This window comes from Vibrio intestinalis (assembly GCF_025195085.2).
Classification (GTDB): Bacteria; Pseudomonadota; Gammaproteobacteria; order Enterobacterales; family Vibrionaceae; genus Vibrio; species Vibrio intestinalis.
In genome coordinates this window covers 22343-48438 of sequence record NZ_JANAVY020000009.1, presented here as the reverse complement: position 1 = coordinate 48438, position 26096 = coordinate 22343, and the positions used below count along the sequence as shown (strand labels likewise).

Genomic DNA, 26096 nt, shown 5'->3' with positions numbered 1-26096 from the left:
ATAAGGATACAGAGTGACGATTGAACTGTTAATGCTGCTGCTAATGCTTGGTGCATTTGTTGGCATTATGGCTGGCCTGTTGGGCATTGGCGGTGGACTGATTGTCGTTCCTGCGCTGGTTTTCCTTCTACCTAAAGCAAACATAGACCCTTCAATAGTCATGCAGATAGCATTGGCGACCTCTTTAGCCAGTATTATTATCACCTCGGGTTCATCAGCGTTAAATCATCTAAAACTCGGCAATGTGGATATGTTCGTCATCAAGTGGTTGATGCCGGGTGTATTGGTGGGAGGCTTCTTGGGCGCGAATGTCGCTGAGTGGATTCCAAGCCATCATTTGCCAAAGGTATTTGGTGTGATTGTCTTGCTGTTGGCATTGCAGATGCTACTTAGCATTAATAGCACCAAAGTAAGAACGATGCCAAGCAGCACTATTACCGCCTTGTGTGGCGCTTTTATTGGGATGGTTTCAAGCCTTGCAGGTATCGGTGGCGGCTCACTTTCAGTGCCGTTTTTAAATCGTCATGGCGTAGAAATGCGCAGGGCGGTAGGTTCATCCTCTGTGTGTGGTTGTGTTATTGCCATATCAGGCATGGTAGGCTTCATCTTACAAGGATACCGCGTCGATAATTTACCGGAATACAGCGTGGGTTATGTGTATTTACCCGTGTTGGTTGCGGTGGCTTCAACCTCAATGTTAACCACTCGTATTGGGGCGAAGCTTGCCTCCACGATGCCGACCGTTGCATTGAAGAAGGTGTTCGCGCTGTTTTTAATTTGTGTTGCGGGAACTATGTTGCTGTAACACACTCTCAAAAAGAACTTAATAATCTAAGAGTAATCCGTTTATGTCTCAGGGATATCTAGACTTTCCTAATATTGATCCTGTTCTATTCTCAATTGGGCCACTGTCAGTGCGATGGTATGGCTTAATGTATCTTATTGGCTTCATGTTTGCCCTGTGGCTAGCAAATCGTCGAGCGGACAAGCCAGGTAGTGGTTGGACGCGTGATCAGGTTTCTGACTTGCTATTTGCCGGTTTCTTAGGTGTGGTGATTGGTGGCCGAGTTGGCTACGTATTCTTCTACAATTTTGATTTATTCCTGCAAGACCCGTTGTACCTATTTAAAGTTTGGACTGGCGGCATGTCGTTCCACGGCGGCTTACTTGGTGTGATTAGCGCAATGTTCTGGTATGCGCGTAAAAATGGTCGAACCTTCTTTGGTGTTGCTGACTTTATTGCGCCACTAGTGCCATTTGGTTTAGGCATGGGCCGTTTGGGGAATTTCATGAACAGCGAATTATGGGGCAGAGTGACGGATGTGCCATGGGCATTTGTCTTCCCTAATGGCGGTCCTTTGCCACGTCACCCTTCTCAACTTTATGAGATGGCGCTTGAAGGTGTGGTGTTGTTCCTAATTTTGAACTGGTTTATCAAAAAGCCTCGTCCTCTTGGTTCCGTATCAGGGTTATTTTTAGCTGGATATGGTATCTTCCGCTTCGTTGTTGAGTACTTCCGTGAGCCGGATGCCCACCTAGGTCTATTTGGTGGTTTTATCTCGATGGGACAAATCCTATCTACCCCAATGATCGTTGCGGGTGCTCTCATGGTGGTATGGGCCTACAAACGTGGCCATTACAAAGATGAATTACCAAAAGCGAAGTAAGGAATTGGTGTGAAACAGTATTTAGAACTCTGTCAGCGAATTGTTGACCACGGCGAGTGGGTTGAAAACGAACGTACAGGTAAGCGTTGTCTTACCGTGATTAATGCCGACCTAACGTATGATGTGGCGAACAACCAATTTCCACTAGTAACGACTCGTAAAAGCTTTTGGAAAGCGGCTGTCGCGGAGCTTCTTGGCTATATCCGCGGTTACGACAACGCAGAAGATTTCCGTAAACTTGGCACCAAAACATGGGATGCTAATGCGAACCTAAATGACGCTTGGCTAAACAATCCTTACCGTAAAGGTGAAGATGACATGGGCCGTGTATATGGCGTTCAAGGCCGTGCATGGGCAAAACCAGACGGTGGTCATATTGACCAACTACGTAAGATTGTTGATGACTTAACTCGCGGAGTGGATGACCGGGGTGAGATTTTAAACTTCTACAACCCGGGTGAATTCCACATGGGCTGTTTGCGTCCGTGTATGTACAGCCATCACTTCTCGCTATTAGGCGATACTTTGTATCTAAACAGCACGCAACGCTCTTGTGATGTGCCACTTGGTTTGAACTTTAATATGGTTCAAGTGTATGTATTCTTGGCGATTATGGCTCAGATTACTGGTAAGAAAGCAGGCGTGGCGTACCATAAGATTGTTAACGCGCATATCTATGAAGATCAGCTTGAACTGATGCGTGATGTGCAGCTACAGCGTGAGCCACTTGCTCCAGCAACCTTCCACATCAACCCAGAAATTAAATCTCTCGAAGATTTAGAAACATGGGTAACATTGGATGATTTTTGGGTTGAAGGTTACGAGTGTCACGAACCAATCCGATACCCGTTCTCAGTGTAACTAAGCGCTTTGAGTAACTAAACCGTCTCGCAAGAGGCGGTTTTTTTATGCGTGGAATTCATGCCTAGTCGTATACCTAATTACTTGCTTTTAGGTTCACAGGTAAGGCGACAATCGTGTTAAGTAGTTGGATTTGAATCGCGAATACAGCGATGGCTTGGCAAAACTCTCACGCTGATGAGCGGAGCTAAGCGCCCTTGTGTGGTGAGATTAGATAGGGAGTAGGGGAATGGTTTACTTGAAACGAAAAAGCCCGCAACCGAGGTTGCGGGCTTTGAATGATGCGATGGTAACTTTTGCTTAAGCAGTTAGCGCTAGAATTGTACCCGGCATTACAATGAATACTGCCAATAGGTAACCTGCTACAACAGCTTTGTTCTTCACTGCCATGTCAGAGATTAAGTCTGCGCCTTTCACTGGTAGTTCACGTAGGAACGGAATACCAAAGATAAAGATAGTCGACATTAGGTTGAACACTAGGTGTACTAGGGCAATCTGTAGTGCGAATACTGCGAACTCACCAGATACTGCTGTCGCTGCTAGTAGTGCTGTAATACACGTACCGATGTTAGCGCCAAGAGTGAACGGGTAAACGTCACGTACTTTAAGAACACCTGAACCAACCAGTGGAACCATTAGGCTAGTAGTTGTAGAAGACGACTGAACTAGCACTGTCACGATTGAACCTGAAACGATACCGTGAATTGGACCACGGCCAATTGCGTTCTTTAGAATTTCACGAGCACGGCCAACCATTAGGCTCTTCATCAGTTTACCCATTACAGTAATAGCGACGAAGATTGTTGCGATACCAAGAATGATAAGCAGAACACCACCAATCGTGTCACCAAATGTTGCTAGAGGCTCTTTAATAGCGCTTACAACAGGCTTAGTGATTGGTTTGATGAAGTTCATACCCTTCATGCTCATATCACCAGTTGCTAGAAGTGGTGATACTAACCAGTGAGATGCCTTTTCAAGGATGCCGAACATCATCTCTAGCGGTAGGAAGATCACTACAGCTAATAGGTTAAAGAAGTCATGGATAGTTGCACTAGCAAACGCGCGCTTGAACTCTTCTTTACAGCGAACGTGACCAAGTGAAACTAGAGTATTAGTTACTGTTGTACCGATGTTTGCACCCATAACCATAGGGATAGCGGTTTCTACTGGGAGGCCGCCTGCTACAAGGCCAACAATAATAGAAGTAACTGTACTAGAAGATTGAATTAACGCTGTTGCTACTAGACCGATCATTAGGCCTGCTACTGGGTGAGAAGCGAATTCAAATAGCACCTTAGCTTGATCGCCAGTTGCCCATTTAAAACCACTACCTACCATAGATACAGCTAGAAGTAGCAAGTACAACATGAATGCCAAGTTAGCCCAGCGTAACCAGCGAGCAGTGCTCGAGATTGGTGCTGCTGTAGAAGTAGCTTGGTTCATCATAATTTTCTCCGTTGGACCGTTAAAACGTTGTTTGGTCGGTATGTTTAATCTGAGGGCGATACTAGAGAGGAAATATTTCAGTAATATTACAGTTATGTGTAACAAAGCGATTTTTATGACTAGGGCAAAAAATAGCCTGTAATTCGAGTTTTACACCCAGGCTAAGTTATTGATTTTAATTGAGTAAAACGGAGTTTTTCTTTTGTTGTTTAGCTCACAAATAATTAAGAAATTTACTGGAATTTGTTTTTGCTCTGGCCTTTATATGACATTTGACTGTCATATTTGAATTTGATTATTCGGTTTAAATAGTGGTTTTTAGTTTTCACTTCGAAAATTACGAACTATTGTTGTCATCTAGTACTTTTGTTATAACCTAGCGTGTTGTTCATTCAGGCGATATCCGGATATGTCTCACTTAAATTACAACCATCTCTATTATTTTTGGATGGTATGCAAACAAGGTTCTGTTACTAAAGCGGCGGAAGCTCTGTTTCTTACACCTCAAACGGTAACAGGTCAGATTAAATCTCTAGAAGAGCGTTTAGATGGCAAGTTGACTAAGCGTAATGGCCGTAGTGTGGAACCCACAGAGCTTGGCCAGTTGGTATTTAAATACGCTGACCGTATGTACGGTCTGAGTTATGAAATGCTGGATATCGTCAATTACAGCCAACGCTCTAATTTGTTGTTTGATGTCGGTGTTGCGGATGCGCTGTCTAAGCGCCTTGTGAGTAAAGTGCTGCTGACTACTGTTCCTGATGACAACAGCATCCATCTCCGCTGTTTTGAATCGACCCATGAAATGTTGTTAGAGCAGTTATCACAGCACAAGCTGGATATGATTCTTTCTGATTGTCCGGTAGATTCAGGTAAAAGCCCTGGTCTATACAGTAAGAAGCTCGGTGAAAGCCGCATGAGCTTTTTCTGTTCCGGTAATGTGGATGCGGTTAACTTCCCTGCGGTTTTAGAGCAACGTAAGCTTCTGATCCCGGGCAGTCGAACCGCGATGGGGCGAAAAGTGCTTGAGTGGTTTGATCGCCAAGGCATTCAGCCTAATATTTTGGGTGAATTTGATGATGTCGCGTTAATGAAAGCTTTTGCGCGTTATCATCATGATGTGATTTTTTTAGCGCCGACGTTATATATGTCAGAAGTGGGCGATGATCTGCCATTGCAGTTGATTGGCCACATCGATGAGCTAAAAGAAGAATATTATGTGATTTTTGCGGAACGAATGATCCAACACCCCGCAGTAAAAAATGTCTGCGATGCGAACTTTAGCAAGCTGTTTAATTGACATTTTTTAACCAATTCGGTAAATCGGGTATTAGAAATAGAATTATTCAGGGTAAGCGCCCTTAATCATTACAAATAGATGTGTAGAAATATGGTTGTTCTCAGGAGTGCTCCCTTATGAACGTACAAGAGATGGAAAGAAATTCAGCGCAAGCTGTTGTGCTATTGAAAGCCATGGCAAACGAACGGCGTCTGCAAATATTGTGTCTGTTACACAATCAAGAGCTATCGGTCGGGGAGTTGTGTGGCAAGCTTCAGCTAAGCCAATCGGCATTATCGCAACACCTTGCTTGGTTACGTCGTGATGGGTTGGTGAATACCCGTAAAGAAGCACAAACGGTTTATTACACCCTTAGCAGTGAAGAAGTGAAAGCGATGATCCATCTATTGCATGGTATTTACTGCGAGGCGTAGGTTAGACGCAAGGTTGAACCTTGTCTTGTTCAGTGAGCGTGTGTATTGAATGAGATGAGTAAAAATTAGATATAAAAAAACCGGCCAAGGCCGGTTTTTTCTTTACTGGGAATCAGAGTTCTATTATAGAGCTTTGATTGCAGCAGCAAAGCGAGACTTATGACGAGCTGCTTTATTCTTGTGAATAAGGCCTTTAGTCGCCATACGGTCTAGTAGAGGTGTAACTGCAGTGAATGCAGCAGTTGCAGCTTCTTTGTCGCCTGCTTCAATAGCAGCAACAGTTTTCTTCATGTAAGTGCGCATCATAGAACGACGGCTAGCATTGTGCTGGCGACGTTTCTCAGCTTGGATAGCGCGCTTCTTAGCAGATTTACTATTTGCCAAGGGTCTAACTCCCAAAAACTTTAGTTCGGTGACAATTTAAGGGCGAGGACTATCCCTCATTTGCGCCTAAATGTCAAATGATTTGTGCAAAAACCAGTCTGAACCAAACAAATTTTGGATTAGACGGGGCTTCGCGGTTAAGATGGCGGGGATTCTATCAGTATTTTTTTTTCAATGCTAATACTTATCTGCTTACATCACGACTTTCATCGAAGTAAATGAGCAGATATATAGAAGCATTGACGTGTCTTAGGGGTAATTGTGAGTAAACGTCTGCTCAAGTCTGGCATGATCGTCAGTGCTATGACTTTGATTTCTCGTGTATTAGGTTTAGTGCGCGATGTGGTTGTCGCAAATTTAATGGGGGCGGGTGCCAGCGCTGACGTCTTTTTCTTTGCCAACAAAATTCCTAACTTTTTGCGCCGCCTATTTGCTGAAGGGGCATTTTCGCAAGCTTTTGTTCCTGTACTGACTGAGTACCACGCCAGCGGGGATATGGATAAAACGCGTCAGTTAATTGCGCGTGCTGCCGGTACACTTGGTGTTATTGTTTCGGTTGTAACCTTGCTTGGTGTGCTTGGCTCAGGTGTTGTTACTGCCTTGTTTGGCTTTGGCTGGTTCCTTGATTGGATGAATGGCGGTCCATCAGCTGAAAAATTTGAGCTGGCCAGCTTCATGCTCAAAATTACCTTCCCTTACTTATGGTTCATCACCTTTGTCGCGCTCTCTGGGGCGATCCTCAATACAATGGGCAAGTTTGCGGTATCATCATTTACCCCAGTCTTTCTCAACGTGATGATCATTTTGTCTGCTTGGTTTATTGCGCCGCAATTGGCTCAACCAGAAGTAGGCTTAGCTATCGGCGTATTTTTAGGTGGTTTGGTTCAGTTCTTGTTCCAAATTCCTTTCCTTATAAAAGCGGGCGTAATGGTCAAACCGAAATGGGGTTGGCGCGATCCGGGTGTGGTAAAAATTCGCACTCTGATGATTCCTGCTTTATTTGGTGTTTCTGTTAGCCAAATTAACCTGTTGTTCGATACCTTTATTGCCAGCTTCTTAGAAACCGGTTCAATCAGTTGGCTTTATTACTCTGACCGCTTACTTGAATTCCCGCTCGGTTTGTTCGGTATTGCGATTGCCACTGTGATTCTTCCTGCTCTATCACGTAAACACGTTGATGCCCATAGCGAAGGCTTTGCCTCAACCATGGATTGGGGCGTGCGTATGGTGATGCTGCTAGGCTTACCTGCTATGTTGGGCTTGATGGCGTTGGCTAAACCTATGTTGATGGTGCTGTTTATGCGTGGTGAGTTTTCTCCGCAAGACGTACACCAAGCTTCGCTCTCTTTGTTTGCCTATGCCTCTGGTTTACTTAACTTCATGTTGATCAAAGTGCTCGCGCCTGGCTATTACTCGCGCCAAGATACGAAAACACCAGTGAAATACGGCATCATTGCTATGGTCTCTAACATGGTGTTCAACGCCATATTTGCATGGTTCTACGGCTATGTTGGTCTTGCGATGGCCACTGCGTTGTCAGCATTTGTCAACATGGCACTTCTATATAGAGGCCTTCACTTGCAAGGTGTTTATAAGCTAACTAAAACAACCTTACTATTTGCAGCGCGATTAGCGGTTGCTGGTGGCGCGATGGTTGCGATGATTATTTGGCAGCTTGAAGATATGAGTGTTTGGCTAACTTGGAGCTTTGTTGAGCGAGTAATGTGGCTGAGCGTGCTGATTGGTATGGGGGCGGGCGTCTACCTGCTGACCTTACTTGTTTTGGGTGTGCGGCTCAAAGACTTAAAAGCAGCGACTGAATAATATCCCTAAGCACCTCAATAGGTAGCGCTTGAAATCATAGCAGCTCCCTATTGATGCTTTCTCGATGAAGTCAGTTATTCTTGCCGAACAGTACATCTTGAGGTTACTTGCCGATCAGGATTGGTATATAATCCGTCAGTTTCACGCAGTGTAAATTAGAAAACAGGGCATTAAGCACGTTCCCATGGAATTAATCCGAGGTATTCAAAATATACAGCCACACCATCAAGGGTGTGTGTTGACCATAGGAAACTTCGATGGCGTTCATCTAGGCCATCAAGCGGTATTAGATCAAGTTTCTCAGCAGGCTGAACAACTTGGCTTGCCATCTATGGTGATGACATTTGAGCCTCAGCCTTTAGAACTGTTTGCTAAAGAAAAAGCGCCGGCTCGATTAACGCGTTTACGTGACAAGTTTGTTCAATTAAGCAAGCTGGATATCGACCGTTTACTTTGCGTGAGCTTTAACACTCATTTTGCTCATTTGACTGCTGAGCAGTTTATTAGTGACTTGTTGGTCAAGCGATTGGGTGTTAAGTTTCTGGTAGTTGGTGATGACTTCTGTTTTGGCCGTGGCCGCAAAGGTAATTTTGCGATGCTGCAGCAAGCGGGTAAAGAGTATGATTTTGAAGTGGTGAGCACTCAAAGCTTCTGTTTACAACAGTTACGCGTAAGCAGTACCGCGATTCGAGAAGCATTAGCCAGTGACGATTTAGCCTCTAGTAAAGAGATGCTAGGCCGTAACTACAGTATTAGTGGGCGAGTTTCCCACGGACGTAAGCTAGGAAGAACGATTGGTTTTCCTACTGCGAATATCCCGCTTAAACGTTGCGTTTCGCCAGTTTCCGGTGTTTACGTAGTGGAAGCCTTAGGCCTTGGTGAACAAGCCATTGGCGGGGTAGCGAACATTGGTAATCGCCCAACGGTGAATGGTGTTCGCCAACAATTAGAAGTACACTTATTTGACTTTCAAGCTGACTTATACGGTAAACAGCTAGAAATTGTACTTTTGCATAAACTTCGTAATGAAGAAAAATTCGCTTCTTTTGAAGCTCTAAAACAACAAATTGAATTGGATGCTGAGGCAGCAAGGGTGTGGCTGCGTCAGCTTAAAGGTTAAATGGTTTAGTCCACCATTTAGCATAATGTCTAACTTTCGCCCAACATAACGGAATTAAGAATCGATGAGTGAGTATAAAGATACCCTGAACTTACCTGAAACAGGGTTTCCAATGCGCGGCAATCTGGCTAATCGCGAGCCAGAAATGCTTAAGCGTTGGTATCAAGAAGATCTATACGGTGAAATCCGTAAAGCCAAAAAAGGCAAGAAGTCATTTGTTTTGCACGATGGTCCTCCATATGCGAACGGTGATATTCACATTGGTCACGCACTAAACAAGATTCTTAAAGACATTATTATTAAATCCAAAACTCTTTCAGGTTTTGACGCACCTTACATTCCTGGCTGGGACTGCCACGGTCTACCTATTGAATTAATGGTAGAGAAAAAGGTTGGTAAGCCAGGTCAAAAAGTTACAGCGGCTGAGTTCCGTGAAAAGTGCCGCGAATACGCAGCAGGCCAAGTTGAAGGTCAAAAAGAGAGCTTCAAACGTCTAGGCATCATGGGTGAGTGGGATAAACCTTACCGCACTATGGATTTTGCTACTGAAGCAAACATCATCCGTGCGCTAGGTAAAATCGCTGACCAAGGCCACCTTCTGAAAGGTTTCAAACCTGTTCACTGGTGTACTGACTGTGGCTCTGCACTTGCTGAAGCGGAAGTGGAATACAAAGATAAAGTATCTCCATCTATCGATGTACGCTTTAAAGCAGCAGACGAAGCAGCGCTGCTTGCTAAGTTTGACCTAAATGAAGGTCACGAAGGTCAAGGCGACATCTCTATCGTAATCTGGACAACAACGCCATGGACACTGCCTGCAAACCGCGCAGTATGTCTACGTGACGATCTAGAGTACGTGCTAATCCAAACGGAAGCTTCTCCTGAAAACGGACAGCACCCTGAGCGCATCATCGTAGCGGCAGAGCTAGCGAAAGATGTAATGGATCGCGCTGGTATCGAGCATTTCCACAACCTTGGTTTTGCTAAGGGCGCGGATCTAGAGCTAACTCAGTTCAACCACCCATTCTACGATTTCACGGTTCCGGCGATCCTTGGTGATCACGTAACAACTGACTCAGGTACTGGTGTGGTTCACACAGCTCCAGGCCACGGTCAAGAAGACTTCGCAGTAGGTAACAAATACGGTCTAGAAGTGGCGAACCCAGTAGGGTCAAACGGTGTTTACCTACCAGATACCGAGCTATTTGCTGGCCAACACGTATTTAAAGCAAATGATGCCGTTGTTGAAACGCTAAAAGAAAAAGGCGCACTACTACACCATCACGCTTACGAGCACAGCTACCCACATTGCTGGCGCCATAAGACACCAATCATCTTCCGTGCAACACCACAATGGTTCGTATCAATGGACCAAGCAGGCCTACGTGCTAAAGCACTAGAGTCAATTAAGAGTGTTGAGTGGATGCCAGAATGGGGTCAAAGCCGCATTGAAGGCATGATTGAAGGTCGCCCTGAGTGGTGTATCTCTCGTCAACGTACTTGGGGTGTGCCAATCGCTCTATTTGTTCACAAAGAAACGGCAGAGCTGCATCCAAAAACGTTAGAGCTAATTGAGAAAGTAGCTCAATTGGTTGAAGAAAAAGGTATTCAAGCTTGGTGGGATGTGGAAATCGCAGACCTACTAGGTGACGACGCTGATCAATACGAAAAAGTGCTAGATACACTAGACGTATGGTTCGACTCTGGTGTGACTCACTACTCTGTAGTTGATGCGCGTGAAGAGTACAACGGTAACAAAGCGGACCTATACCTAGAAGGTTCTGACCAACACCGTGGTTGGTTCCAGTCTTCTCTAATTTCATCTATCGCGATGAAAGACGAAGCGCCTTACAAGCAAGTGCTAACGCACGGCTTCGTAGTAGATGGTAATGGCCGTAAGATGTCTAAATCTATCGGTAACGTAGTTGCACCAAAAGACGTAACCAACAAGCTAGGTGCAGATATCCTGCGTCTATGGGTTGCATCAACAGACTACACTGGTGAAGTAGCGGTTTCTGATGAAATCCTAAAACGCTCTGCGGACGCTTACCGTCGTATCCGTAACACAGCGCGTTTCTTCCTAGCGAACCTAAGCGGTTTCAACCCAGCAACGGATATCGTTCCTGCTGAAGAAATGGTTGCTCTAGACCGTTGGGCTGTTGGTCGAGCACTCGCTGCACAAGAAGAGATCATTAAAGCATACGAAGAGTACAACACACACGGTGTAACTCAGCGTCTAATGCAGTTCTGTTCTATCGAAATGGGTTCATTCTACCTAGACGTAATTAAAGACCGTCAGTACACAGCGAAGCAGGGCGGTCACGCTCAACGTAGCTGTCAAACTGCGCTTTACTACATCGTAGAAGCATTGGTTCGTTGGATGGCGCCTATCATGTCATTCACGGCAGATGAAATCTGGAACGAGATGCCAGCTTCCCTTCCTACAGGTGAAAGCCGCGACAAGTTCGTATTCACCGGTGAATGGTTCGATGGCCTATTTGGTTTAGCAGAAGGTGCTGAGCTAAATAACGAATTCTGGTCTGAAATCCAAGCGGTTCGCGGTGGCGTGAACAAGCTGCTAGAAGATGCTCGTAAAGACAAGACGATTGGTGGTTCACTGCAAGCGGAAGTAACACTATTCGCAGCAGACGAACTAGCTGAAAAACTTGGTAAGCTAGAAGATGAACTACGCTTCGCGCTACTAACTTCAGCAGCGGTTGTTAAACCACTAAGCGAGAAGACTGATGCGGCACAAGCGACCGACGTTGAAGGTTTGTTCGTAGAAGTGAAAGCAACGGAAGCTGAGAAGTGTGACCGTTGTTGGCACCACACTCCTGACGTAGGCACAATCGCAGGCCATGAGACAATCTGTGGTCGCTGTGTGACTAACGTTGAAGGTGACGGTGAAGTGCGTAAATTCGCTTAATCACTGAACTTTTACACACCGAAAGGTCAAATTAGTTAAAGTTGCATGAGCAGCATTAACTTGAAAGGAATTATAGCCCCAGTTAATGCTGGGGCTATTTGTAGGAATTGGAATGACACAATCTTTAAAGCAATCAGGTGTACGTTGGCTTTGGCTTGCGCTAGTGATTTTTCTGGCTGATATCGGTATCAAGTACCTTGTTATGAATAACATGGGCTACGGTTGGAACAATCGCATTGAAATTTTGCCATTTTTTAACCTGCTCTATGTACACAACTATGGTGCTGCATTTAGCTTTTTGAGTGATCAAGAAGGTTGGCAGCGATGGTTCTTTACCGGGATCGCATTTGTGGTCACTGGTATGCTGACGTATTGGATGAGTAAGCTTCCAGCAAGCGAAAAGTGGAACAACATCGCTTATGCTTTGATCATTGGTGGTGCGGTAGGCAATGTGTACGATCGCATCCTCCATGGCTTCGTAGTCGATTATCTGGATGTCTTTTGGGGCAACTATCATTGGCCGGCATTTAACTTAGCCGACAGTGCCATCTGTATTGGCGCGGCAATGATTATTCTCGATGGCTTCTTAAGTAAAAAAGAAGAGAAGCCACGCGCAGATGCCAAATAGTCCATCCGCCGCATAATAACCCTAAGCGCTGTCCGTTGATTCGGACGGCGCTTTTTATTATGTTGAAGCGGATAATAAAAATACTTAGCGGTTCAATAGGAAAAGGAAGCGATAACGTGACAACAATTACCCAAGATTCAGCAGTCACTCTGCATTTCACCATCAAGATGAAAGATGGTTCGGTTGCAGATAGCACCCATAATATGGGCAAGCCAGCCAAATTGATTATTGGTGATGGCAGCTTGAGTGAAAACTTTGAACGCTGCTTATTAGGTTTAAACGAAGGTGAGCAAGCTGCAATTGAGCTGGCTGCGGCTGATGCATTTGGTATGCCTAACCCTGACAATGTACACCATATGGATCGCGCGAGATTTGTTGGTGATTCTGAAGTAGAAGTCGGCACGATTATGGCGTTTTCTGGGCCTGACGGTATGGAGATTCCGGGTATCATCACTGATATTGCAGGGGATTCTGTCACCGTTGATTTTAACCACCCGCTAGCCGGGCAAGATGTGACTTTTGAAGTTGAAATTTTGTCTGTAGAATAGCCAGCCAAAAAGTAGAACCATCCACTACCATGAGCAATGAAATGAAGATCCTATTATCCAACCCACGAGGTTTCTGTGCCGGTGTTGATCGTGCTATCAGCATTGTTGAGCGCGCACTAGAGATGTACCAACCTCCTATTTACGTGCGACATGAAGTTGTACATAACCGTTTCGTGGTGGAAGGTTTAAAGCAGCGTGGAGCTATCTTCGTTGAAGAGTTACACGAAGTGCCAGACGACAACATCGTTATCTTCTCAGCTCATGGTGTATCGCAAGCTGTACGGCAAGAAGCAAAAGCGCGCGACTTAACCGTGTTTGATGCAACTTGCCCATTGGTAACCAAAGTACATATGGAGGTGGCACGTGCGAGCCGTCGTCATATGGAAGTCGTTTTGATTGGTCACGCAGGTCACCCTGAAGTAGAAGGGACAATGGGGCAGTACTCAAGTGAAGATGGCGGTATGTACTTAGTGGAAGTACCTGCCGATGTTGAAAAGCTTGTCGCTAAAGTTAAAGACCCATCGAACCTTCATTACGTGAGCCAAACGACGCTGTCCGTGGATGAAACCGCCGATGTGATTACAGAGCTGCGTCGTGTATTCCCTGAAATTCAAGGGCCGCGTAAAGATGATATCTGCTACGCGACTCAAAACCGCCAAGACGCAGTGCGCGATTTAGCCAATGACGTAGATGTAGTGGTGGTCGTAGGTTCTAAAAATTCATCTAACTCAACTCGTTTAAAAGAGCTGGCAGAAAAGCTAGGCACTCCTGGCTACCTGACTGATTGCCCTGAAGATATTAAGCCTGAATGGTTTGATGGCAAAACTAACGTAGGGGTAACAGCTGGCGCATCAGCACCTGAAGAGTTGGTAAATCAGATTCTTGACCGTATTAAAGAGCTTGGTGCAACCACAGTTGAAGATCTTGTCGGCCGTGAAGAGAACATGTTCTTTGAAGTGCCAAAAGAACTGCAAATTAAGCAAATTGACTAAGCATCGCGCTTAGCACAGCAAACTCAAATTTACTAAAGGCGACTCTCTGAGTCGTCTTTTTTATGCCACTTACTTTTATGCGGCTTATTTTAATATAAGCGAAAAAAAGACTCCCAGTTGTGGGAGTCTTTTCTGCTTCTCAGGCCATGAGAGAAGCACTAGCAAGCGAAAGTGCTAAAGAGTATCAGGCGGTTTTAGTATCAGCTTGCGGTTTCTCTTCGTCCGCTAAGTCTGTCTCGCCTTTACCTTTAGAGGTAATCATTACGTAAGCTGTCACGGCTAGAGTAAAACCGACACCAACGAAGGTTGAGATTTGCATTGGTAGACCAAAGCCTAGGCTGCTGTTGTTCAGGATGAAAGTCACACAAACTGTAGTCATGAACATAGCTGGAACCGTGGTAATCCAGTGGAACTTGTTATGGCGTAGTAGGTAAGCCGATGCCGTCCAAAGCATCATTACCGCCGTTGATTGGTTAGCAAAGCCGAAGTAGCGCCAGATGATGCCGAAATCTACTTGAGTCAGGATGCCACCAAGAACAAACAGTGGCACAGCCATCATTAGGCGGTTACGCAGTGTTTTTTGTTCCATGTTGAAGTATTCAGCAAGGATTAGACGGCTAGAGCGGAACGCAGTGTCACCTGATGTGATAGGCAGAATGACCACACCAAGGAAAGCCAAGATACCGCCAAATACGCCTAGCAGGCCAAACGATGATGAGTAAACCACGTTACCAGGGCCACCGTTAGCAACGGCTTCTTGTAGCGCATCGAGTGAGCCGAAGAATGACAGCGCGATAGCACACCAGATAAGCGCAATCACACCTTCACCAATCATTGCCCCGTAGAAGACAAAGCGACCATTCTTTTCGTTTTCCATACAACGCGCCATCAGCGGAGATTGCGTTGCGTGGAAACCAGAGATAGCACCACATGCGATGGTGATAAATAGCGCAGGCCATAGAGGCATATCATTAGGGTTTAGGTTAGTGAACATGTCGCTCACTTCGAAACCGCCTAGAACGGTATGTTCACTTGAGAAGGCAATTGCCGTCATTAGGCCAACAGACATGAAGATCAGTAGCGCGCCAAATAGAGGGTAGAAGCGACCGATGATTTTATCGACAGGAACAATCGTTGCGATGATGTAGTAGCCGAAGATGATCGCGACCATGCTTGTCATGCTAACGGTTAGGCTAGTTTGGTCGTTGATTAGGTTGGTAATCATACCTGCGGGAGCAGAAACAAATACCACACCAACCAATAGAAGTAGAACAATGGCAAAGATGTTCATAAAGTGTTTAGCGCCATTGCCTAGGTATCGGCCAGTAATAGTAGGTACAGATGCGCCGCCGTTACGAATAGAAAGCATACCTGAGAAGTAATCGTGAACTGCGCCAGCAAAGATACAACCAACAACAATCCAAAGCATGGCGGCTGGGCCGTATAGTGCACCCATGATAGGGCCAAAGATTGGGCCAACACCAGCAATATTGAGCAGTTGTACTAGGTAAACCTTTTTAGTCGACATAGGTACAAAGTCGACCCCGTCGGTTTTGGTGTGTGCCGGCGTTTGGCGTTTTTCGTTAATGCCAAATACTTTCTCTACGAAAGCTCCATATATAAAGTAGCCACCAATCAGTGCTGCTACGCAAGTAAGAAACCACAACATAACTCTTGTCCTAAAGTGAATTATTTTCAATCTCAGACTGCATAGTAGAATGGGTAAGCGCTAGATTCATGCGACTTCCTAGTCAGTGGTCATATAGCGTATTAAGTGGCAATTTAACTAATTAAGTGGTTTTTGTGGTGCTTGAGTGGTCATTGGTTCAATTTAGTGGTTACACTGTTGGCCAAGGTTAAAATTTAAAGGAAAAACAATGATAAAGCAGTTAGGTTTACTGTCATTGGCATTGCTAGCCGGTTGTGCAAGCTCGGTTGAGGAGTTAGCGCAGCAAGGTGAGTGGCATCAAATTGGTTATCAAGATGGCATCAGCGGAAATAACTCTCGTTCGGTGCAAGAGCTCGCTAAATTAGGTTCTGCAATGCAAGCTGACTATGACCAAGGCTACCTTGAAGGCATTACTGAATTTTGTAATCCCAACGTTGCCTATCAAATTGGCCTGTCTGGCCAGTATTATGAAGGTGTGTGTGAAGGTACAGAACAGGCGCAGAAGTTCCGTATGGAATGGCAGCGCGGTTGGAATGAGCACCAGAACTAATGGCTTAAAGCACAACCCCTAAGCCATTAGCTTCAACAGATTAATCTTGGTCGTGCTTTTCCACAGCGCGACGCAAGAAGCCTTCTTGCTGGTGGAGATGATGTCGAGCGCTGTCGACATCCATTCCAGTAAGAATCATTAGAATCGCCACTTTCACATCGTAGTCAGTTTGCTCTAGCGTCTCGATAGCGAGTGGCTTTTCGCAATCTGTGGCTTGCATAACAATACGAGCAGCGCGAGCCACCAGCTTCTTATTGGTCGCTTTTACATCCACCATGAGGTTTTGATAGCTCTTACCTAAGCGAATCATACTCGCAGTGGTGAGCATGTTGAGTACCAACTTTTGTGCCGTTCCTGATTTTAAGCGAGTAGAGCCAGTTAAAGCCTCTGGGCCAACAATCGGGCTAATGGCAATTTGAGCTTCTTCGGCAATGGGTGAGTCAGGGTTACAAGAGAGGGCTACTGTCGTCGCACCAATCTCATTAGCGTAACGCAATGCGCCAATCACATAAGGCGTTCGGCCACTCGCGGCTATACCAACCACCACATCATTGTCTGAAAACTGGATGTTCTTAAGATCTTCTACACCTAGTTCAAAAGAATCTTCTGCGCCTTCTTTGGCTTTTAAAATCGCTTCTGGGCCGCCTGCAATCAAACCAATCACCATTTGATCCGATACGCCAAACGTTGGTGGGCACTCAGAGGCATCCAAAACGCCTAATCGACCGCTTGTTCCAGCGCCCATGTAAATGAGTCGGCCACCTGATTTAAATGCCTCCGTGATGCAGTCTACCGCTTGAGCGATCTCTGGCAGAACACGCTCAACCGCCATTGGCACTTGTTTATCTTGTTGGTTAATGCGTTTAACAATATCGAGTGACGACAATAAATCGATATCCATAGTCTCTGGGTTACGTCCCTCAGAAACTAAGTGTGAAAGTGCCGCAATCAGTGCGTCGTTAGTCATACGAATCCTTATTGTTCTGCAAAATAGAGAACGCCTAGAGAGGCGGGTTTACTTGCACCAGTTACTTCAGGCAAGTTGCTTGGTAAATTGGCCATACGGCGCTGAGCTAGCCATGCAAAGGCCATGGCTTCCATATTATCACTGTCGACGCCTTTTTTATCAGTAGGCATTACCGCCCATTCAGATAAAAGATCAGCTAAACGAGACATTATTAACGGGTTACGTGCACCGCCACCACAGACTAACAGCTCTGGAGTTTCACCTACCTGATAACGCTTAACCTCGTTAGCAATTGTCATGGCAGTGTATTCACAAAGCGTACGCTGAACATCCGGTGCAGAGAGTGAGTGCTGACTTAAAATAGCCTCTAACCAAGGTAAATTGAATAGCTCTCTGCCTGTGCTTTTCGGCGCGTTTAGAGCTAAATATGGCTCTTCCAATAATTGCGTAAGCAGGGCTTGGTTTAGTTCACCTTGCATGGCGAACTGAGCGTTTTTATCAAATTTCTTACCTAAGTGTTTATCACACCAGGCATCCATCAACATGTTACCTGGGCCTGTATCATATCCAATCACAGCTTGATTCGGCCTAAGTATCGAGATGTTGGCAATGCCGCCAATATTTAATACCACGACGCTCGAGTTCGTGGGCTGAAATATTGATTGGTGAAATGCAGGGACAAGAGGCGCGCCTTGGCCACCTAAAGCCATGTCTTTGCGGCGAAAGTCAGCAACGGTATCAATGCCTGTTTTGGTGGCAATGATATTGGCATCGCCAAGCTGCATGGTAAAAGGTGCACTACCATTTGGCCTATGGTAGACCGTTTGCCCATGATTGCCGATGGCGGTGACATCGTCAGCTTTACAATTGGCATGTTGTAGCAAGGCATTCACGGCATCCGCAAACAGATGGCCAAGTAAATGATCCAGTTCGCCGATCTCTGCGAGGTTGGTTTGTTGTCCAATGCAGACATTAAGTAAGCGCTGTTTGAGGGAGTCAGGCATTGGGTATTCATGGGAGGCGATGAATTGAATGGCATCTGCGTCAATATCAACCAACGCGGTATCCACGCCATCCATGCTTGTGCCAGACATGACACCGATAAAGCGTTGTTTTGTTCTCATATCCAATTTTAACTATTTGAATGACTTATTCATTGTATACCGAGATTAATCGGAATAACCTTGAAGCCATAGCGAAATTTATACCAATCGCCTTCACTCCCGAAAATGAGTAAATCATTGGCGCGATTGGCCCTTTAAGTTAGGAGACATTATGGGCCCGTTATGGCTAGACGTAGCAGGATACGAACTAACCGCTGAAGACAAAGAGATTTTACAACACCCAACCGTGGGCGGCGTAATTCTGTTTGGTCGTAACTATCACGATAACGAGCAGCTTTTGGCATTGACCACAGCAATGCGTAAAGCGGCTAAGCGTCCGATCTTGATTGGTGTTGACCAAGAAGGTGGTCGAGTGCAACGTTTTCGTGAAGGCTTTTCTCGCATCCCTGCTGCTCAGTTGTACGCACAGCAAGCTAATGGTGAGCAACTCGCTCAACAAGGTGGTTGGCTAATGGCGGCGGAGCTGATTGCCCATGACATCGATTTAAGCTTCGCCCCTGTACTTGATAAGGGGTTTGATTGTAAGGCGATTGGTGACCGTGCTTTTGGTGACGATGTCGATACCATTTTGCGCCACAGCACGGCTTTTATGCAGGGCATGAAATCAGTGGGAATGGCGACAACGGGTAAGCACTTCCCTGGTCACGGCGGCGTTATCGCGGACTCTCACCTAGAGACACCTTACGATGAGCGCGACTCGATTCTTGAGCAAGACATGGCGATTTTCAAAGCGCAGATTGAAGCGGGTACGCTTGATGCGATGATGCCAGCGCACGTAATTTATCCTCAGTATGATGACCATCCGGCAAGCGGTTCGCAGTTTTGGCTGAAGAAAGTACTGCGCGAACAACTTGGCTTTAAAGGTATTGTCTTCTCTGATGACTTAAACATGGAAGGCGCAGCAATTATGGGCGGCGCAGCGGAGCGTTCTCATCAAGCTTTGGTTGCAGGCTGCGATATGATCTTGCTGTGCAATAACCGTGACCAACAAGTAGAAGTGTTAGATAACCTGCCGATTTTAGAGTTCCCTGAAGCGATGACCCTTCTAAAGAAACAGTCATTCACTATGGCAGATTTACAACGCAGTGAAGAGTGGAAACAGGCCTCTGAAGCGATGAAGCGCATGTTAGAAGGTTAATTATTCAAACCAATGCTAACTAAATAAAATCCCGCATCATGCGGGATTTTTTAATGGAATCCGAGTAGCTCTTTGAGTGTTTTTAAATAACGGCGACTGACTGGGATAGGATGATCACTGCATGTGATGATTTCTGCTAGGCCATTTTCAAGTAATTTGATCTCTTTAATCGCTTTGACATTGATGAGGTATTGGCGATGGCAGCGAACGAGGGGCGTTTTTTCTTCCAATACTTTTAGCGTCAATTGGCAAGTGGCTGCTTGCTCTGCAGTTTGTACGTGCACACCACTAATATCGCTGTAAGCGAACTCAATATCTTGCGTGGGAATAATTACAATACGATTTAAACCAATACAAGGCACTTGGTCTAAGGTTTGTGGTGCGACGGCTTCATAGCGCTGCTGGTTACGCAGTTCGGTTTTTAGCAATCGCTGTACGGTCTTATTTAATCTTTCAGTATCAACAGGCTTAAGCAGATAATCAAAAGCGTTATCTTCAAAGGCCTGAATCGCAAACTCGTCATAAGCGGTAACAAACACCACTTTTGGCATTGTGTCTGGGTCTAGCATACCGAGTAATTCAATACCGGTGATTTGCGGCATCTGAATATCAAGAAATACCACGTCCGGTTTGAATTGGTTAATCTTCTTCAAACCTTCAATCGCATTACTGGCTTGATCGATTACTTCGATTTCACCTGTTTCTTCTAGAAGTTCGGTAAGCTCTTCGCGAGCAAACTGCTCATCGTCGATGACCAAAGCTGACAGCATGGTATCCATTCCTTATCGCGTTTTAGGTGTCACTATTTCGTTTGGCTCGGAATGATAAAGCTCATTCTCGTATATCGTTCTTTCTCTACATCGATGTTGAGCGCACTCATTCGGCCAAATTTGTTGGTTAGTCGCTTGGCGACGATTTGCATACCTAACCCCGCATGATCGTCGTTAGGAGCAACATAACTGCCGGCATTATCTTCCACCACGATTTGATGCCCATTGGCCGTGGTTTGGCTATAAATCTTTATTACCCCACCTTCCAACAAGTTGGAGATTCCGTGTTTGATGGCGTTTTCCACCAGTGGCTGCAAAGTAAAGGTTGGCAATTTGCGCTCAAGCAGCAGTGGGTCGATGTCTATCTCTATATCAAGCCTATCGGTAAAACGGGCTTTCTCAATGGTCAGATAGGCATTCACATGAGCAAGCTCTTCTTTAAGCGTTACCGTCTCGACCGATTGTTTCAAGTTACTGCGGAAAAACTGAGATAAATGCTGAATCAACTCGCGTGCCTTAGTTGGATCGCGACGAACCACGGCGCTGATGGTGTTTAAAGCATTGAACAGAAAATGCGGATTGACCTGAGCGTGCAGCAACTTGATTTCTGCTTGCGAGAGCAGGGTTTGCTTTTGCTGATATTCACCAAACAAAATTTGGCTAGAGAGCAGTTGCGCTATCCCTTCGGCCATTGACATATTAATGGTTGAGAATAGCTTACGCTTTGGTTCATAGAGCTTAATTGTGCCGATAACCTTCTCACCAGTACGCAGCGGAATGATCAGTGCGGAGCCGAGCTTACATTCTGGCGACAATGAGCACTGATAAGGCTTTTCTCGTCCATCGAGATAAATGATGTCGTTCTGCGCGATGGCATCTAAGGTGCTTTGCGAAGAAATAGGTGTTTCTGGCTTATGGTGATCATCACCAATGCCGACAAAAGCTAAGATCTTTTCATCATCAGTAATCGACACAGCGCCAACATTAGTTTCCTCATACACCACGCGAGCGATCTTTTCTGCATTGTGAGTGTTAAAGCCTGAAGCGAGAATACCGACAGACCGCTCGGCGATATTTAGTGCTCGCCGAGAAAAGGTCGCGGAGTATTCTTCAAAAATGGTTTTGCGGTCATGCAAGATACTCATAAACAGGGCAGCGCCGACAGAGTTGGCAATGATCATTGGCGCAGCAATAGCGGAGACTAAGCTATAGGCTTGGTCAAATGGCTTAGCCACCATCAAGATGATCGCCATCTGCACTAGCTCTGCCACCAAGGTTACGCTGAATACGATGGTTGGGCTAAACAGTAACGTGCTCTTATTTTTACGGAGCAAGTAGGTATGCAGTAAGCCGCCGATTAAGCCTTCCGCTGTGGTTGAGATAGCGCAGGCAAGGTCGGTAAAACCGCCTAAAGTGTAACGGTGTAAGCCACCAGTTAGGCCGACAAAAAAGCCAACGACGGGGCCGCCGAATAGGCCTCCCATCACGGCGCCAATGGCACGCGTATTGGCGATGGCATCATTGATCTGCAGACCAAAGTAAGTGCCCATCACACAGAATGATGAGAAAAGCACATAAACACTGATTTTGTGACTAAGGCGATTAGAAATACTCAGCAGCGGCAGAAACAGAGGTGTCTTGCTCAGCATGTAGGCGAGCATCAGATAAACACACATTTGCTGGAGGAGAGACAGAATCAGATCCATTGCTGCATCCTAAATGACTGAGATTTGATAGCAATATTCTAACAATATGAATGCGAGAAAATACGCTTAATGCGCAGTTTTGTTATAAAAAGCGATAAAATAGAGGGTGTAAATTTAATTTTACATTCAATGTTAATTTAAGTTTACGGTTGAAATCTAATTTTAGCCTGTTATTTTATGTTTTAAACAATCTCATCGGAAATGGATTTGATGGGTGTAAATTTGAATATACAGGTTTGAGTTATGCAAAAAAGTGAATTGAGTAATATTAACATCATTGATGAGCAGGTGCTGATTACACCAGAGCAGCTAAAAGCCAAATTGCCTCTTAGTGATAATGCTCGTCGCTTTATCCAGCAATCGCGTCAAACTATTGCTGACATCATCCATAAAAAAGATCATCGTTTGCTGGTGGTCTGTGGGCCATGCTCCATTCACGATGTTGAGGCGGCGAAGGATTACGCGAAACGTCTTAAAGCATTGTCAGAACAACTGAATGATCAACTGTATATTGTCATGCGCGTCTACTTTGAAAAGCCTCGTACTACCGTTGGCTGGAAAGGTTTAATCAATGATCCACAACTCGATGGCACATTTGATATTGAGCATGGCCTTCATGTAGGTCGCCAGCTGTTAGTTGAGCTGGCTGAAATGGAAATTCCACTTGCAACTGAAGCCCTAGACCCAATTAGCCCTCAATACTTGGCGGATACCTTTAGCTGGGCGGCGATTGGTGCACGCACCACGGAATCACAAACTCACCGTGAGATGGCCAGCGGCCTTTCAATGCCGATTGGTTTTAAAAATGGTACGGATGGCAGCTTAGGCACTGCAATTAATGCAATGCAGGCCGCTTCATCAGGTCACCGTTTCATGGGTATTAACCGTGAAGGCCAAGTGGCATTGCTGACGACACAAGGCAACCCAAATGGCCATGTCATTCTGCGTGGCGGTAAGCAAACCAATTACGATTCAGTGTCAGTGACCGAATGTCAGCAAGAGATGGTGCGCTCTGGTCTAGAGCCTGCACTGATGATTGATTGTAGCCACGCCAACTCTCGTAAAGACTACCGTCGTCAGCCGTTAGTAGCAGAGGATGCCATTCACCAAATCCGTGAAGGTAACCGTTCAATTATTGGTTTGATGATTGAAAGCCATATCAACGAAGGGAACCAATCCGCAGATCTTCCTCTAAATGAGATGAAGTATGGGGTTTCGATTACTGATGCGTGTATTAATTGGGATTCAACTGAGGCACTATTACGACATGCTCATCAAGAGTTAGTGCCGTTCTTAGAGAACCGCCAAAAGAGTTAATGGAATAAAGAATAACGGTAGGAACATCAATGGCCGAACAACTGAATGAACTGCGCGATAAAATAGACGCAGTCGATAAACAGATTTTAGATCTGCTCTCTCAGCGTCTTTCTTTGGTAGAGCAAGTGGGTGAAGTAAAAAGTGAACATGGTTTGCCTATTTATGCCCCAGACCGAGAAGCCGCTATGTTGGCCTCTCGCCGCGCAGAAGCGGAGAAAATTGGTGTTCCACCTCAGTTAATTGAAGATATTCTGCGCCGTACTATGCGTGAGTCTTACGCCAGTGAGAAAGATTCTGGCTTTAAATGTCTAAACCCAGAACTGCGCTCAGTGGTGATTGTCGGTGGTAAAGGTCAACTAGGTGGCCTGTTTGCCCGTATGTTTACCTTATCTGGTTACCAAGTAAAAATATTGGGCAGTCAAGATTGGCCTCGTGCAGGTGAAATCCTCGACAATGCGGGTCTAGTGGTGGTCACTGTGCCAATCCACTTAACGGAAGGGGTAATCGAGAAGCTTGGCTCTTTGCCTGATGATTGCATTCTGTGCGATCTCACCTCGATTAAGTCGAAGCCACTGCAAGCCATGATGAACGCTCATAATGGCCCTGTGGTTGGCTTACACCCAATGTTTGGCCCAGATGTACCAAGTTTGGCTAAGCAGGTGATTGTGTACTGTGATGGTCGCGGCCAAGAGCACTACCAGTGGCTGTTAAAACAGTTTTCTATTTGGGGTGCTAGCTTGTGCCAGATTGAGGCAAGTGAACATGACCACGGCATGACACTGATTCAAGCTCTGCGTCACTTTACTTCGTTTGCGTACGGGCTACATTTGAGCCGCGAAAATCCTAACATCGATAAATTACTGCAACTTAGCTCACCAATTTACCGCTTAGAGCTAGCCATGGTTGGTCGTTTGTTTGGTCAAGATCCAAACTTGTACGGCGATATTATCCTGTCTTCAGATGAAAACATTGCGATGATTAAGCGATTCCACCACTGTTTTGGTGAAGCGCTGAAGATCTTGGATGGTAAAGATAAACAGGCGTTTGTAGAAAGCTTTAACAAGGTTAGTGATTGGTTTGGCGATCACTCACAGCAGTTCATGGATGAAAGTCAAAACTTGCTCAAACAAGCCAATGATTCAATTCATCGTGGTTAGATAATTTGGCGACAAATGATAAAAATAAAGCCCCAGCGTTAATCACGCTGGGGCTTTTTAGTATTCAGCTGAACTAAGTGAATTATTGACGGCGCAGCGTAATAGCAGCTAGACCTAAGTCCATGATTAACTCATCGTCAGATACGATTTTAAACGCGATTTTATCGTTTGGATTCGAAGGCTCAGAAACAACTAGGTATTGAGTACCATTTTGATCAATAACTTCGAAGTCAGCATCTGTACGAACACCGTCAGAAACCATGTAATCAGAACCTAGTTCAATCTCACCTGATTGCATGGAGAAACCCATAGCACCCGCTTCAGAAGTCCATGTACCTTCGTAATCATGACCACCACATCCAACAAGAACAGCAGAAAGTAGTACCGCTGTCATTAGCTTGAAAAATCTCATATTGATTAACCTTAAATATCCATTCTGAGTTTCGATTTTTATAGTGATTCACAGCATCACTGTACAACAAAATCAGTGCCGTGAACGGTGCACAACATATCACTGATTTATGTTGCAGTGAAACAAAAAATTAACGGTCTAAGGCTTTAAAATCAATGGATTTAGTCTTCGTTATTGTTGCTAGTTTACCGTGGTTTTGCTATCAGAATCTGACGCTTCATTGGCCACAGAGAAAGCTTTAGTCTCAGTGTAAGGTGAGTGGGTTAAATTCACCTGCAATCTCACTGTGTCATCAATTAGCTCACCAAATACAATATTATTGATATTTTAATGATTAAATTTCCGTGTGGTGGGGCGGCCTAGGTAATCCCAATATAAGAAACTTGAATAGACGCAAATAAATGCGAGATATATAGAACTATTCGATAAATAGCAATGAAAATAGGTGGCTACTTATATCATAAATATGGAAAATATGGTTAGTCAAAGGTTTGGTAGTTTGAACATGCACGGATAGTTAGATGAAAAACAATTGCATAATTCTGGATGGTACACGTGTTATATAAAATGATAGCAATGTTGTTTTGTTCTGTTCTTTCTTTTTCAGCACAGTCATATGTAAGTATAGAGTTCTCCGATGATTTTAATAGTAAACTTGAACAAAGAAAGTTGGACTATAAAAACGGCGATGTATTACTAAACCAAAGATATCGTGAAATTTTAAAATATCTTAAAAAATATGATTTAGACAATGATTTTAAAGAAACACAACGGAGTTGGTTGAAATACAAAGCTGAAGCATGCAATGGCGAAGAGTTTTTTGATGATTCAAATGTGAGTAGTGATATTATGACGCAATATCTTATTTCGGATTGTATGTCGTGGGTCACATATGCGAGATTACTAGAGTTTGACTATATCGAATCTAAAAAAGTAGAACTTGCTTATACTCTTCGTCAAGAGAGAGCCTATTCAGAATCGGATTATTATAAAGATTCTTGGAAAGGCTATGTTTCTAAATCTTGTAATATTAACTTAATACTCCACAATGAAGATGTTGAACACTGTGCAGAAAGGATTAATTACTATTATAGAGAGGTTGAGTTGTGATATGTGTATATTTTTAATAGGATAAGTTACGCTTTAAATAATAAAAGTGGTTGTTTAATTATGA

General features: G+C 44.8%; 24 protein-coding genes. 16 read left to right on the top strand and 8 right to left on the bottom strand.

From position 1 onward, the window contains the following. The first annotated feature begins 13 nt into the window (after window positions 1-13). Genes MU515_RS12895 through MU515_RS12885 form a run of 3 tightly spaced genes read left to right on the top strand, consistent with a single transcriptional unit; the run spans window position 14 to window position 2528 of the window. Complete coding sequence (locus MU515_RS12895; RefSeq protein WP_260260840.1) at window positions 14-805, top strand: sulfite exporter TauE/SafE family protein; 792 nt, start codon at window positions 14-16, stop codon at window positions 803-805. Between the two features lie 43 nt (window positions 806-848). Further along, window positions 849-1667 (top strand): prolipoprotein diacylglyceryl transferase, encoded by an 819-nt coding sequence (gene lgt, locus MU515_RS12890; RefSeq protein ID WP_260260839.1) that lies wholly within the window; start codon window positions 849-851, stop codon window positions 1665-1667. 9 nt (window positions 1668-1676) lie between these two features. After that, complete coding sequence (locus MU515_RS12885) at window positions 1677-2528, top strand: thymidylate synthase (protein ID WP_260260838.1); 852 nt, start codon at window positions 1677-1679, stop codon at window positions 2526-2528. A gap of 300 nt (window positions 2529-2828) precedes the next feature. Here MU515_RS12885 and MU515_RS12880 read toward each other — a convergent pair whose 3' ends face one another. After that, window positions 2829-3974, bottom strand: a complete 1146-nt coding sequence (locus MU515_RS12880; RefSeq protein WP_260260906.1) for a Na/Pi symporter — start codon at window positions 3972-3974, stop codon at window positions 2829-2831. Window positions 3975-4386: 412 nt separating this feature from the next. Between MU515_RS12880 and nhaR the strand changes: the two genes are divergently transcribed. Both nhaR and MU515_RS12870 read left to right on the top strand, forming a co-directional pair. Continuing rightward, a complete protein-coding gene (nhaR, locus tag MU515_RS12875; RefSeq protein WP_260260837.1) occupies window positions 4387-5277 on the top strand; it encodes a transcriptional activator NhaR in 891 nt (296 codons plus the stop codon). A 116-nt stretch (window positions 5278-5393) separates the two neighbouring features. Continuing rightward, a complete protein-coding gene (locus MU515_RS12870; RefSeq protein WP_260260836.1) occupies window positions 5394-5690 on the top strand; it encodes an ArsR/SmtB family transcription factor in 297 nt (98 codons plus the stop codon). Window positions 5691-5813: 123 nt separating this feature from the next. Here the strand turns inward: MU515_RS12870 and rpsT are convergent, their stop codons facing one another. Further along, window positions 5814-6074 (bottom strand): 30S ribosomal protein S20, encoded by a 261-nt coding sequence (gene rpsT, locus MU515_RS12865; RefSeq protein ID WP_260260835.1) that lies wholly within the window; start codon window positions 6072-6074, stop codon window positions 5814-5816. A gap of 261 nt (window positions 6075-6335) precedes the next feature. Here rpsT and murJ point away from each other — a divergent pair, with 261 nt between their 5' ends. The 6 genes from murJ to ispH all read left to right on the top strand — a co-directional run bounded on the left by murJ (window position 6336) and on the right by ispH (window position 14112). Next, entirely contained in the window at window positions 6336-7898 is a 1563-nt protein-coding gene (gene murJ, locus MU515_RS12860; protein WP_260260834.1) for a murein biosynthesis integral membrane protein MurJ, read from the top strand. 184 nt (window positions 7899-8082) lie between these two features. Then, entirely contained in the window at window positions 8083-9018 is a 936-nt protein-coding gene (gene ribF, locus MU515_RS12855; protein WP_260260833.1) for a bifunctional riboflavin kinase/FAD synthetase, read from the top strand. 64 nt (window positions 9019-9082) lie between these two features. Then, a complete protein-coding gene (gene ileS, locus MU515_RS12850; protein WP_260260832.1) occupies window positions 9083-11944 on the top strand; it encodes an isoleucine--tRNA ligase in 2862 nt (953 codons plus the stop codon). Window positions 11945-12029: 85 nt separating this feature from the next. Continuing rightward, window positions 12030-12572 carry a signal peptidase II gene (gene lspA, locus MU515_RS12845; RefSeq protein WP_432816148.1) on the top strand — a complete coding sequence of 181 codons (543 nt, stop codon included), beginning with the start codon at window positions 12030-12032 and terminating at the stop codon, window positions 12570-12572. Between the two features lie 116 nt (window positions 12573-12688). Beyond that, entirely contained in the window at window positions 12689-13120 is a 432-nt protein-coding gene (gene fkpB / locus MU515_RS12840) for an FKBP-type peptidyl-prolyl cis-trans isomerase (RefSeq protein ID WP_260260830.1), read from the top strand. 29 nt (window positions 13121-13149) lie between these two features. Then, entirely contained in the window at window positions 13150-14112 is a 963-nt protein-coding gene (ispH, locus tag MU515_RS12835) for a 4-hydroxy-3-methylbut-2-enyl diphosphate reductase (RefSeq protein WP_260260829.1), read from the top strand. 184 nt (window positions 14113-14296) lie between these two features. Here ispH and MU515_RS12830 read toward each other — a convergent pair whose 3' ends face one another. Continuing rightward, entirely contained in the window at window positions 14297-15781 is a 1485-nt protein-coding gene (locus tag MU515_RS12830) for a carbon starvation CstA family protein (protein ID WP_260260828.1), read from the bottom strand. Between the two features lie 208 nt (window positions 15782-15989). Here MU515_RS12830 and MU515_RS12825 point away from each other — a divergent pair, with 208 nt between their 5' ends. Beyond that, window positions 15990-16331, top strand: coding sequence for a DUF2799 domain-containing protein (locus MU515_RS12825; RefSeq protein ID WP_260260827.1), 342 nt, complete (start codon window positions 15990-15992; stop codon window positions 16329-16331). 40 nt (window positions 16332-16371) lie between these two features. Here MU515_RS12825 and murQ read toward each other — a convergent pair whose 3' ends face one another. Together murQ and MU515_RS12815 are read right to left on the bottom strand one after the other, a co-directional pair. After that, complete coding sequence (gene murQ, locus MU515_RS12820; protein ID WP_260260826.1) at window positions 16372-17298, bottom strand: N-acetylmuramic acid 6-phosphate etherase; 927 nt, start codon at window positions 17296-17298, stop codon at window positions 16372-16374. Between the two features lie 8 nt (window positions 17299-17306). Continuing rightward, the gene (locus tag MU515_RS12815) at window positions 17307-18422 is read right to left on the bottom strand and encodes an anhydro-N-acetylmuramic acid kinase (protein ID WP_260260825.1); all 1116 of its coding nucleotides are present in this window, start codon (window positions 18420-18422) and stop codon (window positions 17307-17309) included. Window positions 18423-18573: 151 nt separating this feature from the next. Here MU515_RS12815 and nagZ point away from each other — a divergent pair, with 151 nt between their 5' ends. Then, window positions 18574-19560 (top strand): beta-N-acetylhexosaminidase, encoded by a 987-nt coding sequence (gene nagZ, locus MU515_RS12810; RefSeq protein ID WP_260260824.1) that lies wholly within the window; start codon window positions 18574-18576, stop codon window positions 19558-19560. 50 nt (window positions 19561-19610) lie between these two features. On the opposite strand, the gene btsR is transcribed toward nagZ, so the two are convergent. Then, on the bottom strand, window positions 19611-20330 hold the full coding sequence (gene btsR / locus MU515_RS12805) for a two-component system response regulator BtsR (protein WP_260260823.1): 720 nt from the start codon (window positions 20328-20330) through the stop codon (window positions 19611-19613). Window positions 20331-20362: 32 nt separating this feature from the next. Then, window positions 20363-22036 carry a sensor histidine kinase gene (locus MU515_RS12800; protein ID WP_260260822.1) on the bottom strand — a complete coding sequence of 558 codons (1674 nt, stop codon included), beginning with the start codon at window positions 22034-22036 and terminating at the stop codon, window positions 20363-20365. A gap of 243 nt (window positions 22037-22279) precedes the next feature. On the opposite strand from MU515_RS12800, the gene MU515_RS12795 reads away from it, so the two are divergent. Then, window positions 22280-23353 carry a 3-deoxy-7-phosphoheptulonate synthase gene (locus MU515_RS12795; RefSeq protein WP_260260821.1) on the top strand — a complete coding sequence of 358 codons (1074 nt, stop codon included), beginning with the start codon at window positions 22280-22282 and terminating at the stop codon, window positions 23351-23353. 29 nt (window positions 23354-23382) lie between these two features. Next, a complete protein-coding gene (gene tyrA, locus MU515_RS12790) occupies window positions 23383-24510 on the top strand; it encodes a bifunctional chorismate mutase/prephenate dehydrogenase (RefSeq protein WP_260260820.1) in 1128 nt (375 codons plus the stop codon). Window positions 24511-24592: 82 nt separating this feature from the next. Here the strand turns inward: tyrA and MU515_RS12785 are convergent, their stop codons facing one another. Next, window positions 24593-24922 carry a hypothetical protein gene (locus MU515_RS12785; RefSeq protein ID WP_260260819.1) on the bottom strand — a complete coding sequence of 110 codons (330 nt, stop codon included), beginning with the start codon at window positions 24920-24922 and terminating at the stop codon, window positions 24593-24595. A 555-nt stretch (window positions 24923-25477) separates the two neighbouring features. On the opposite strand from MU515_RS12785, the gene MU515_RS12780 reads away from it, so the two are divergent. Next, entirely contained in the window at window positions 25478-26032 is a 555-nt protein-coding gene (locus MU515_RS12780; protein ID WP_260260818.1) for a lysozyme inhibitor LprI family protein, read from the top strand. Window positions 26033-26096 lie beyond the last annotated feature (64 nt).

Coding starts and splice junctions, on each gene's coding strand:
- lgt (WP_260260839.1), top strand. CDS start 849: ATGTCTCAGGGATATCTAGACTTTCCTAATATTGATCCTGTTCTATTC.
- MU515_RS12880 (WP_260260906.1), bottom strand. CDS start 3,974: ATGAACCAAGCTACTTCTACAGCAGCACCAATCTCGAGCACTGCTCGC.
- nhaR (WP_260260837.1), top strand. CDS start 4,387: ATGTCTCACTTAAATTACAACCATCTCTATTATTTTTGGATGGTATGC.
- MU515_RS12870 (WP_260260836.1), top strand. CDS start 5,394: ATGAACGTACAAGAGATGGAAAGAAATTCAGCGCAAGCTGTTGTGCTA.
- ribF (WP_260260833.1), top strand. CDS start 8,083: ATGGAATTAATCCGAGGTATTCAAAATATACAGCCACACCATCAAGGG.
- ileS (WP_260260832.1), top strand. CDS start 9,083: ATGAGTGAGTATAAAGATACCCTGAACTTACCTGAAACAGGGTTTCCA.
- lspA (WP_432816148.1), top strand. CDS start 12,030: ATGCTGGGGCTATTTGTAGGAATTGGAATGACACAATCTTTAAAGCAA.
- ispH (WP_260260829.1), top strand. CDS start 13,150: ATGAGCAATGAAATGAAGATCCTATTATCCAACCCACGAGGTTTCTGT.
- MU515_RS12830 (WP_260260828.1), bottom strand. CDS start 15,781: ATGTTGTGGTTTCTTACTTGCGTAGCAGCACTGATTGGTGGCTACTTT.
- MU515_RS12825 (WP_260260827.1), top strand. CDS start 15,990: ATGATAAAGCAGTTAGGTTTACTGTCATTGGCATTGCTAGCCGGTTGT.
- murQ (WP_260260826.1), bottom strand. CDS start 17,298: ATGACTAACGACGCACTGATTGCGGCACTTTCACACTTAGTTTCTGAG.
- MU515_RS12815 (WP_260260825.1), bottom strand. CDS start 18,422: ATGAGAACAAAACAACGCTTTATCGGTGTCATGTCTGGCACAAGCATG.
- nagZ (WP_260260824.1), top strand. CDS start 18,574: ATGGGCCCGTTATGGCTAGACGTAGCAGGATACGAACTAACCGCTGAA.
- btsR (WP_260260823.1), bottom strand. CDS start 20,330: ATGCTGTCAGCTTTGGTCATCGACGATGAGCAGTTTGCTCGCGAAGAG.
- MU515_RS12800 (WP_260260822.1), bottom strand. CDS start 22,036: ATGGATCTGATTCTGTCTCTCCTCCAGCAAATGTGTGTTTATCTGATG.
- MU515_RS12795 (WP_260260821.1), top strand. CDS start 22,280: ATGCAAAAAAGTGAATTGAGTAATATTAACATCATTGATGAGCAGGTG.
- tyrA (WP_260260820.1), top strand. CDS start 23,383: ATGGCCGAACAACTGAATGAACTGCGCGATAAAATAGACGCAGTCGAT.
- MU515_RS12785 (WP_260260819.1), bottom strand. CDS start 24,922: ATGAGATTTTTCAAGCTAATGACAGCGGTACTACTTTCTGCTGTTCTT.